Annotated in this window: 11 protein-coding genes; 10 read left to right on the forward strand and 1 reads right to left on the reverse strand. The window is 51.8% G+C overall.

Features of this window, described 5'->3' with window-relative positions; all coding sequences use genetic code 11:
* Nucleotides 1-96: 96 nt before the first annotated feature.
* Nucleotides 97-639, forward strand: a complete 543-nt coding sequence (slyD, locus tag PGH32_RS21125; protein WP_314425254.1) for a peptidylprolyl isomerase — start codon at nt 97-99, stop codon at nt 637-639.
* A 107-nt stretch (nt 640-746) separates the two neighbouring features.
* On the opposite strand, the gene PGH32_RS21130 is transcribed toward slyD, so the two are convergent.
* On the reverse strand, nt 747-965 hold the full coding sequence (locus tag PGH32_RS21130; RefSeq protein WP_314425256.1) for a protein SlyX: 219 nt from the start codon (nt 963-965) through the stop codon (nt 747-749).
* A 289-nt stretch (nt 966-1254) separates the two neighbouring features.
* On the opposite strand from PGH32_RS21130, the gene fkpA reads away from it, so the two are divergent.
* The 9 genes from fkpA to PGH32_RS21175 all read left to right on the forward strand — a co-directional run.
* Nucleotides 1255-2073, forward strand: a complete 819-nt coding sequence (gene fkpA, locus PGH32_RS21135; RefSeq protein ID WP_337895022.1) for an FKBP-type peptidyl-prolyl cis-trans isomerase — start codon at nt 1255-1257, stop codon at nt 2071-2073.
* A 209-nt stretch (nt 2074-2282) separates the two neighbouring features.
* Nucleotides 2283-3005 (forward strand): helix-turn-helix transcriptional regulator, encoded by a 723-nt coding sequence (locus PGH32_RS21140; protein WP_314425260.1) that lies wholly within the window; start codon nt 2283-2285, stop codon nt 3003-3005.
* Nucleotides 3005-3391 (forward strand): sulfurtransferase complex subunit TusD, encoded by a 387-nt coding sequence (gene tusD / locus PGH32_RS21145; protein WP_314425262.1) that lies wholly within the window; start codon nt 3005-3007, stop codon nt 3389-3391. Before PGH32_RS21140 ends, tusD begins: the two co-directional genes overlap by 1 nt.
* Nucleotides 3391-3750, forward strand: a complete 360-nt coding sequence (tusC, locus tag PGH32_RS21150) for a sulfurtransferase complex subunit TusC (RefSeq protein WP_314425264.1) — start codon at nt 3391-3393, stop codon at nt 3748-3750. Before tusD ends, tusC begins: the two co-directional genes overlap by 1 nt.
* Nucleotides 3751-3763: 13 nt before the next feature.
* A complete protein-coding gene (gene tusB / locus PGH32_RS21155) occupies nt 3764-4051 on the forward strand; it encodes a sulfurtransferase complex subunit TusB (protein WP_337895023.1) in 288 nt (95 codons plus the stop codon).
* 126 nt (nt 4052-4177) lie between these two features.
* Nucleotides 4178-4552, forward strand: coding sequence for a 30S ribosomal protein S12 (gene rpsL / locus PGH32_RS21160; protein WP_075182598.1), 375 nt, complete (start codon nt 4178-4180; stop codon nt 4550-4552).
* 96 nt (nt 4553-4648) lie between these two features.
* Nucleotides 4649-5119, forward strand: a complete 471-nt coding sequence (rpsG, locus tag PGH32_RS21165; RefSeq protein WP_004160604.1) for a 30S ribosomal protein S7 — start codon at nt 4649-4651, stop codon at nt 5117-5119.
* Between the two features lie 90 nt (nt 5120-5209).
* Entirely contained in the window at nt 5210-7324 is a 2115-nt protein-coding gene (fusA, locus tag PGH32_RS21170) for an elongation factor G (RefSeq protein WP_314425269.1), read from the forward strand.
* A gap of 70 nt (nt 7325-7394) precedes the next feature.
* The coding region (locus PGH32_RS21175; protein WP_337895034.1) for a GTP-binding protein at nt 7395-7566 on the forward strand (172 nt) is incomplete at its 3' end.

Genomic DNA, 7566 nt, shown 5'->3' on the forward strand with positions numbered 1-7566 from the left:
AAATTCGATACAATTGACGCCACTTAGAGTCCATAACGTTGGTAATGACAGCCAGCGAAGCTAAGGGCTCAACGCTCTCAACGGTTAGGAGAAATCATGAAAGTAGCAAAAGACCTTGTGGTCAGCCTGGCATACCAGGTACGTACAGAAGATGGTGTGTTGGTTGATGAGTCACCGGTGAGTGCACCGCTGGACTACCTGCACGGTCATGGCTCCCTGATTTCCGGTCTGGAGAAGGCGCTGGAAAATCGTGAAGTAGGCGATAAGTTTGATGTGAACATCGCTTCTAACGACGCCTACGGCGAGTACGACGACAATCTGGTACAGCGCGTTCCTAAAGACGTCTTCATGGGCGTGGACGAGCTGCAGGTTGGCATGCGCTTTATGGCAGAAACCGATCAGGGTCCGGTGCCGGTTGAAATCACCGAAGTGGAAGACGAGCACGTTGTGGTTGACGGTAACCACATGCTGGCTGGTCAGAACCTGAGCTTCAACGTTGAAGTGATCGCCATTCGCGCTGCAACTGAAGAAGAACTGGCTCACGGCCACGTTCACGGTGAGCACGATCATCATCACGACCACGATCATGACCACGGTCAGGGTGGTTGTGGTAACGGCGGATGTGGCTGCAGCCACTAATCGCCGATCGCTTAACTGCGAGCAGCCGCTATCTTTCGGGGTAGCGGCTTTTTTTTGCGGTTTTGCCGGGAGCGCGCACAACAGGGACGCGGGGGGACTGACTGACCTCAGTAGTGCGGAGGTGGTGTTTCTTCCGACTGCGAAGCGACCTGTGAAGGTGATGTGGCCTTGAGTTTATCGGTCAGTAAGCGCATTTGCTCCCGCAGTCGTGCCATATCCAGCTCGTGCTGTACCACCGTCTGGTTCAGCTCTTCAATCGTGTGTTCCTGAAACGCCAGCTTACTCTCCAGCACTTCAATTCGCTGCTCCAGCAATGTTTGTTGCATTTTATTCCCTCTTGTTACTACTTACCGTTCGTGCGTTAGGGTGAATTGTCCGATTCTAACGGCAAAAGAGGGGCTAACCCAGGTAAAATGACGTAAATTGGCGATTGAGGGTTGAAAAGTAGGGCGGCTGTTGCCATCCATGTAGTGAAACTTTTCGGCAGCCGGATTGTCGGAAGTTAACTTCTATATTTCAGGCGGGAGTATTTTGTTTTCCCGCGCCCGGTTATAGTACGGACCGAAGGTCTGCAAACGATTCCCGAGGTGAGACGCTTCGGTTTTGGAGAAATGGATGAAATCATTATTTAAAGTCACATTGTTAGCTACCACTATGGCCCTCGCGCTGAATGCTCCGCTGACAATGGCTGCTGATGCGGCCCCTGCTCAGAAAGCGGCAGAGCCGGCTCCTAAGAATGCTGCGTTCAAGAATGACGATCAGCAGTCTGCTTACGCGCTGGGTGCTTCACTGGGTCGCTACATGGAAAATTCCCTGAAGGAACAGGAAAAACTGGGTATCGCCCTGGACAAAACCCAGCTGATTGCGGGCGTTCAGGATGCGTTTGCCGGTAAAAGCAAACTCTCTGACCAGGAAATCGAACAGACTCTGCAGTCCTTCGAAGGCCGCGTGAAAGGCGCAGCTCAGGCGAAGATGGAAAAAGATGCGAAAGAGAATGCCACCAAGGGTGACGCTTTCGCCGCTAAATTCGCTAAAGAGAAGGGCGTGAAGAAAACCGAAACTGGCCTGCTCTACAAAGTTGAGAAAGCGGGTTCAGGCGACGCGCCTAAAGACAGCGACACCGTTGTCGTGAACTACAAAGGAACCCTGATTGACGGTTCCGAGTTTGATAACTCTTATACCCGCGGCGAGCCGCTGTCGTTCCGTCTGGACGGCGTGATCCCTGGCTGGACCGAAGGCCTGAAGCAGGTTAAGAAAGGCGGCAAGATCAAACTGGTGATCCCACCGAATCTGGCCTACGGCAAAAACGGCGTTCCGGGCATTCCGGCTAACTCTACCCTGGTGTTTGACGTTGAGCTGCTGGACATCAAACCAGCAGCGAAAGCTGAAGCACCAGCAGCCGCGCCTGCCGAAGGCGCTGCAAAACAGCAGTAATTTCTGCCAGCCGCCACCTCCGGGTGGCGGTTTTATTTTCGCCTTCCTTACCTCGCTGTTTCTTCTGCTTTTTTGCTTAGATCATCATTTCACGACAAAGTCCGGACACATCTTTCTGATATTTGCTAGACTACCCAACGCGCATTTTAATAAGAATGAGTCTGCCCTTGCGCTGTGTGACAGGCTCTTGTCAAAGGGTGGTGTCGTCTATGTCTGGTTCATTTTTTCCCGCCGATATTACCGATGCGGATCTGCTTGAGCAGCATCCGTTCTCGCCTGCGGATTTTGATATTTTAAGATCTTACGAAGCCGTTGTGGATGGGCTGGCGATGCTTATCGGCTCGCATTGTGAGATCGTGCTGCATTCACTGGAAGATTTAAAATGCTCGGCGGTCAGAATCGCTAACGGTGAGCATACCGGGCGGAAAGTCGGATCGCCGATTACCGACCTCGCGCTGCGCATGTTGCATGATATGACCGATGCCGACAGCAATGTGTCTAAAACCTATTTTACCCGCGCAAAGAGCGGCGTACTGATGAAATCCGTCACTATCGCTATTCGTAATGGTAATCAGCGCGTTGTCGGTCTGCTGTGTATTAACATGAACCTGGATGTGCCTTTCTCGCAGATTATGGCCACCTTTATGCCGCCGGAAACCCCGGACGTGGCTTCGTCGGTAAACTTCGCTTCATCGGTGGAAGACCTGGTGATGCAGACACTGGAGTTTACCATTGAAGAAGTGAGTGCAGACCGTAACGTCTCGAACAACGCCAAGAATCGTCAGATTGTCCTGAACCTCTATGAGAAAGGGATTTTCGATATTAAAGACGCGATTAACCAGGTGGCCGATCGGTTAAACATCTCCAAGCATACGGTTTACCTCTATATCCGCCAGTTTAAAAACGGGGATTTTCACGGGCAGGATAAGTAATGCGTTTCACGCTGATGGTGACCGGGCCGGCTTACGGCACACAGAATGCGAGTAGCGCCTGGCTGTTCGCTAACGCGCTGCTGGCGCAGGGACATCAGCTTGAAAGCGTGTTTTTCTACCGCGAGGGCGTGTTAAATGCCAGCCTGCTGAACGCCCCCGCCAGCGATGAATTCGATCTAACCCGCGGCTGGCAGAAGCTACAGCAGGAACACGGGGTTGCGTTGAACATCTGCGTTGCTGCAGCACTACGCCGTGGCGTTACCGATCGACAGGAAGCGGAAAACCTGGGGCTGCCGGCCGCGAACCTGGCCGACGGGTTTCAGCTGACGGGCCTGGGCGCGCTGGCGGAATCGGTATTGCGCTGCGACAGAATGGTACAGTTTTAATGAATCGTGTTGCGTTTGTTTTCAGTCAGGCCCCGCATGGTACAAGTGCGGGTCGTGAAGGGCTTGATGCCGTGCTGGCCACGTCTGCATTGAGCGAGGAGATTGCGCTGTTCTTTATCAGCGATGGAGTCCTGCAGCTCACGCCCGAACAGCATCCGCAAACCATCCTGGCACGTAACTACATCGCGACCTTCGGCGTGCTGCCGTTGTATGATGTTGAGCATTGTTATATTTGTGCGGCGGCCCTCGCCGAGCGGGGCATTGCCGCCGACGCGGTGCGTGTACTGCCCGCTGAAGTGCTGACCCCAGATGAGCTCCGTGCCAGACTGGCTGACTACGACCGGGTGCTCACTTTCTGAGGAAGCTAACGCCATGCTGCATACTCTCATGACTTCGCCGTTTCGCTGCGATCTGCAGGCAATGGTGCGCCTGCTGGCGAAGGGCGATGATGTTCTGCTGATGCAGGACGGTGTAATGGCTGCCGTGGCCGGCAGTCCGGTACTTGAAGTACTGCTTCGAGCCCCCATATCCCTGTATGTGCTAAAAGACGATCTTGATGCTCGCGGTCTTTTTGGTCAAATTTCAACCAGCGTGGCGGCGATAAGCTATACTGAGTTCGTTGCGCTGGCGGTAAAAAACCCTCAGCAGATGATCTGGTAATGACGCTACCCCTGGTTATTTCTTGACACCTTTTAGTCTCAGCCTTAAAATTCTGCGGCCTCGTGATTCCGCGAGGCGATTTATTACGTGTTTACGAAGCAAAAGCTAAATCCCAGGAGCTATTTAATGGCAACAGTTAACCAGCTGGTTCGCAAACCACGCGCACGTAAAGTTGCAAAGAGCAACGTACCTGCGCTGGAAGCCTGCCCGCAGAAACGTGGTGTATGTACTCGTGTATACACTACTACCCCTAAAAAACCGAACTCCGCACTGCGTAAAGTTTGCCGTGTTCGTTTAACCAATGGTTTTGAAGTTACCTCCTACATCGGCGGTGAAGGTCATAACCTGCAGGAACACTCAGTGATCCTGATCCGTGGCGGTCGTGTAAAAGACTTGCCAGGTGTGCGTTACCACACCGTTCGTGGCGCGCTGGACTGCTCAGGTGTTAAAGACCGTAAGCAGGCTCGCTCCAAGTACGGCGTGAAGAAGCCAAAGGCTTAATGGTTCTCCGTTAAGTAAGGCCAAACGTTTTAACCTAAATGTCAAAATAAACTCGTAGAGTTTTGGACAATCCTGAATTAACAACGGAGTATTCCCATGCCACGTCGTCGCGTCATTGGTCAGCGTAAAATTCTGCCAGATCCTAAGTTCGGATCAGAGCTGCTGGCCAAATTTGTAAATATCCTGATGGTAGATGGTAAAAAATCTACAGCTGAAACTATCGTTTATAACGCGCTGGAGACCCTGGCTCAGCGTTCTGGTAAAAACGAGCTGGAAGCATTCGAAGTAGCCCTGGACAACGTCCGCCCAACCGTGGAAGTTAAATCTCGCCGCGTTGGTGGTTCTACTTATCAGGTACCAGTTGAAGTCCGTCCGGTTCGTCGTAATGCCCTGGCAATGCGTTGGATCGTAGAAGCTGCTCGTAAACGCGGTGATAAATCTATGGCTCTGCGCCTGGCGAACGAACTTTCTGATGCTGCAGAAAACAAAGGTACTGCAGTGAAGAAACGTGAAGACGTTCACCGTATGGCCGAAGCCAACAAGGCGTTCGCTCACTACCGCTGGTAACAGCCCTGTAGTTGTTATTAACCCAGCGGGCGTTCAAGTGACCTACCCGCTGGGATTTAACTTAGAACGTCCGAGAATCAGAGGAATCAAATGGCTCGTAAAACACCCATTGAGCGCTACCGTAATATCGGTATCAGTGCGCACATCGACGCCGGTAAAACGACGACGACCGAACGTGTTCTGTTCTACACCGGTGTAAACCACAAAATCGGTGAAGTACATGACGGCGCAGCAACCATGGACTGGATGGAGCAGGAACAGGAACGTGGTATTACTATCACCTCCGCTGCGACCACCTGTTTCTGGTCTGGTATGGCTAAGCAGTTTGAGCCACACCACGTAAACATCATCGACACCCCTGGACACGTTGACTTCACCATCGAAGTTGAACGTTCCATGCGTGTTCTCGACGGCGCAGTAATGGTTTACTGTGCGGTTGGTGGTGTTCAGCCACAGTCTGAAACCGTATGGCGCCAGGCTAACAAATATAAAGTTCCACGCATCGCGTTCGTTAACAAAATGGACCGTATGGGTGCTAACTTCCTGAAAGTTGTTGGTCAGATGGAAGCGCGTCTGGGTGCAAACCCAGTGCCATTGCAGCTGGCTATCGGCGCAGAAGAGAAATTCACCGGTGTTGTTGACCTGGTGAAAATGAAAGCGATCAACTGGAACGACGCCGATCAGGGCGTTACCTTCGTTTACGAAGATATCCCAGCTGATATGCAGGAACTGGCCGAAGAATGGCGTGCGAAGCTGGTTGAAGCCGCTGCGGAAGGTTCTGACGAGCTGATGGAGAAATTCTTCAGCGGTGAAGAGCTGACCGAAGAAGAGATCAAAATCTCTCTGCGTAAGCGCGTGCTGAAAAACGAAATCATTCTGGTTACCTGTGGTTCTGCATTTAAGAACAAAGGTGTTCAGGCGATGCTGGATGCGGTTGTTGAATACCTGCCGGCACCAAATGACGTTGAAGCAATCAACGGTATGCTGGACGACGACAAAGACACACCGGCTGTGCGTCACTCTGATGACAAAGAACCGTTTGCTGCTCTGGCGTTCAAAATCGCTACCGACCCGTTTGTGGGTAACCTGACCTTCTTCCGCGTGTACTCTGGTGTTGTGAACTCTGGCGACACCGTATACAACCCGGTTAAGTCAGCTCGTGAGCGTCTGGGTCGTATCGTACAGATGCACGCTAACAAACGTGAAGAGATTAAAGAAGTTCGCGCGGGCGATATCGCTGCTGCTATCGGTCTGAAAGACGTGACTACCGGTGACACCCTGTGTGACCCGGATAGCGTGATCATTCTGGAGCGCATGGAATTCCCTGAGCCAGTAATCTCGATCGCTGTTGAGCCGAAAACCAAAGCTGACCAGGAAAAAATGGGTCTGGCTCTGGGCCGTCTGGCTAAAGAAGATCCATCATTCCGCGTATGGACTGATGAAGAAACTAACCAGACCATCATCGCCGGTATGGGTGAGCTGCACCTCGACATCATCGTTGACCGCATGAAGCGTGAATTCAACGTTGAAGCGAACGTCGGTAAACCTCAGGTTGCTTACCGTGAAGCAATTCGCGCGAAAGTTACCGATATCGAAGGTAAACACGCCAAGCAGTCTGGTGGTCGTGGTCAGTACGGTCATGTTGTTATCGACATGTACCCACTGGAGCCGGGCGTTAACCCTAAAGGTTACGAGTTCGTCAACGATATCAAAGGCGGCGTGATTCCTGGCGAATACATTCCTGCGGTTGATAAAGGTATCCAGGAGCAGCTGAAATCAGGTCCTCTGGCTGGTTATCCAGTAGTTGATCTGGGTGTTCGTCTGCACTTTGGTTCTTACCATGATGTTGACTCCTCGGAGCTGGCATTTAAACTGGCTGCTTCTATTGCGTTTAAAGACGGCTTTAAGAAAGCAACTCCAGTTCTGCTTGAGCCAATCATGAAGGTTGAAGTAGAGACTCCGGAAGAGAACACCGGTGACGTTATCGGTGACCTTAGCCGTCGTCGTGGTATGCTCAAAGGACAGGAATCTAACGCTACTGGCGTTCAGATTCACGCTGAAGTTCCGCTGTCTGAAATGTTCGGATATGCTACTCAGCTGCGTTCTCTGACTAAAGGCCGTGCTTCTTACTCCATGGAGTTCCTGAAGTATGATGATGCGCCGAACAACGTCGCTCAGGCCGTTATCGAAGCTCGTAGCAAATAAGCTACAGTTTTAAAATATTGATCCTATGCTCTCACCAAAGCGTGAGAGCATTAAAGTAAGGAATATCGTCGTGGCTAAAGAGAAATTTGAACGTTCCAAACCGCACGTCAACGTAGGTACTATCGGCCACGTTGACCACGGTAAAACTACCCTGACTGCTGCTATCACCACCGTTCTGGCTAAAACCTACGGCGGTTCTGCTCGTGCATTCGACCAGATCGATAACGCACCAGAAGAAAAAG

The sequence above is a fragment of the Erwinia sp. SLM-02 genome (assembly GCF_037450285.1).
In the GTDB taxonomy this organism is placed as follows: domain Bacteria; phylum Pseudomonadota; class Gammaproteobacteria; order Enterobacterales; family Enterobacteriaceae; genus Erwinia.

Excerpts from the sequence above, each read along its gene's own strand:
- slyD (WP_314425254.1), top strand. The coding sequence starts at position 97 with ATGAAAGTAGCAAAAGACCTTGTGGTCAGCCTGGCATACCAGGTACGT.
- PGH32_RS21130 (WP_314425256.1), bottom strand. The coding sequence starts at position 965 with ATGCAACAAACATTGCTGGAGCAGCGAATTGAAGTGCTGGAGAGTAAG.
- fkpA (WP_337895022.1), top strand. The coding sequence starts at position 1,255 with ATGAAATCATTATTTAAAGTCACATTGTTAGCTACCACTATGGCCCTC.
- PGH32_RS21140 (WP_314425260.1), top strand. The coding sequence starts at position 2,283 with ATGTCTGGTTCATTTTTTCCCGCCGATATTACCGATGCGGATCTGCTT.
- tusD (WP_314425262.1), top strand. The coding sequence starts at position 3,005 with ATGCGTTTCACGCTGATGGTGACCGGGCCGGCTTACGGCACACAGAAT.
- tusC (WP_314425264.1), top strand. The coding sequence starts at position 3,391 with ATGAATCGTGTTGCGTTTGTTTTCAGTCAGGCCCCGCATGGTACAAGT.
- tusB (WP_337895023.1), top strand. The coding sequence starts at position 3,764 with ATGCTGCATACTCTCATGACTTCGCCGTTTCGCTGCGATCTGCAGGCA.
- rpsL (WP_075182598.1), top strand. The coding sequence starts at position 4,178 with ATGGCAACAGTTAACCAGCTGGTTCGCAAACCACGCGCACGTAAAGTT.
- rpsG (WP_004160604.1), top strand. The coding sequence starts at position 4,649 with ATGCCACGTCGTCGCGTCATTGGTCAGCGTAAAATTCTGCCAGATCCT.
- fusA (WP_314425269.1), top strand. The coding sequence starts at position 5,210 with ATGGCTCGTAAAACACCCATTGAGCGCTACCGTAATATCGGTATCAGT.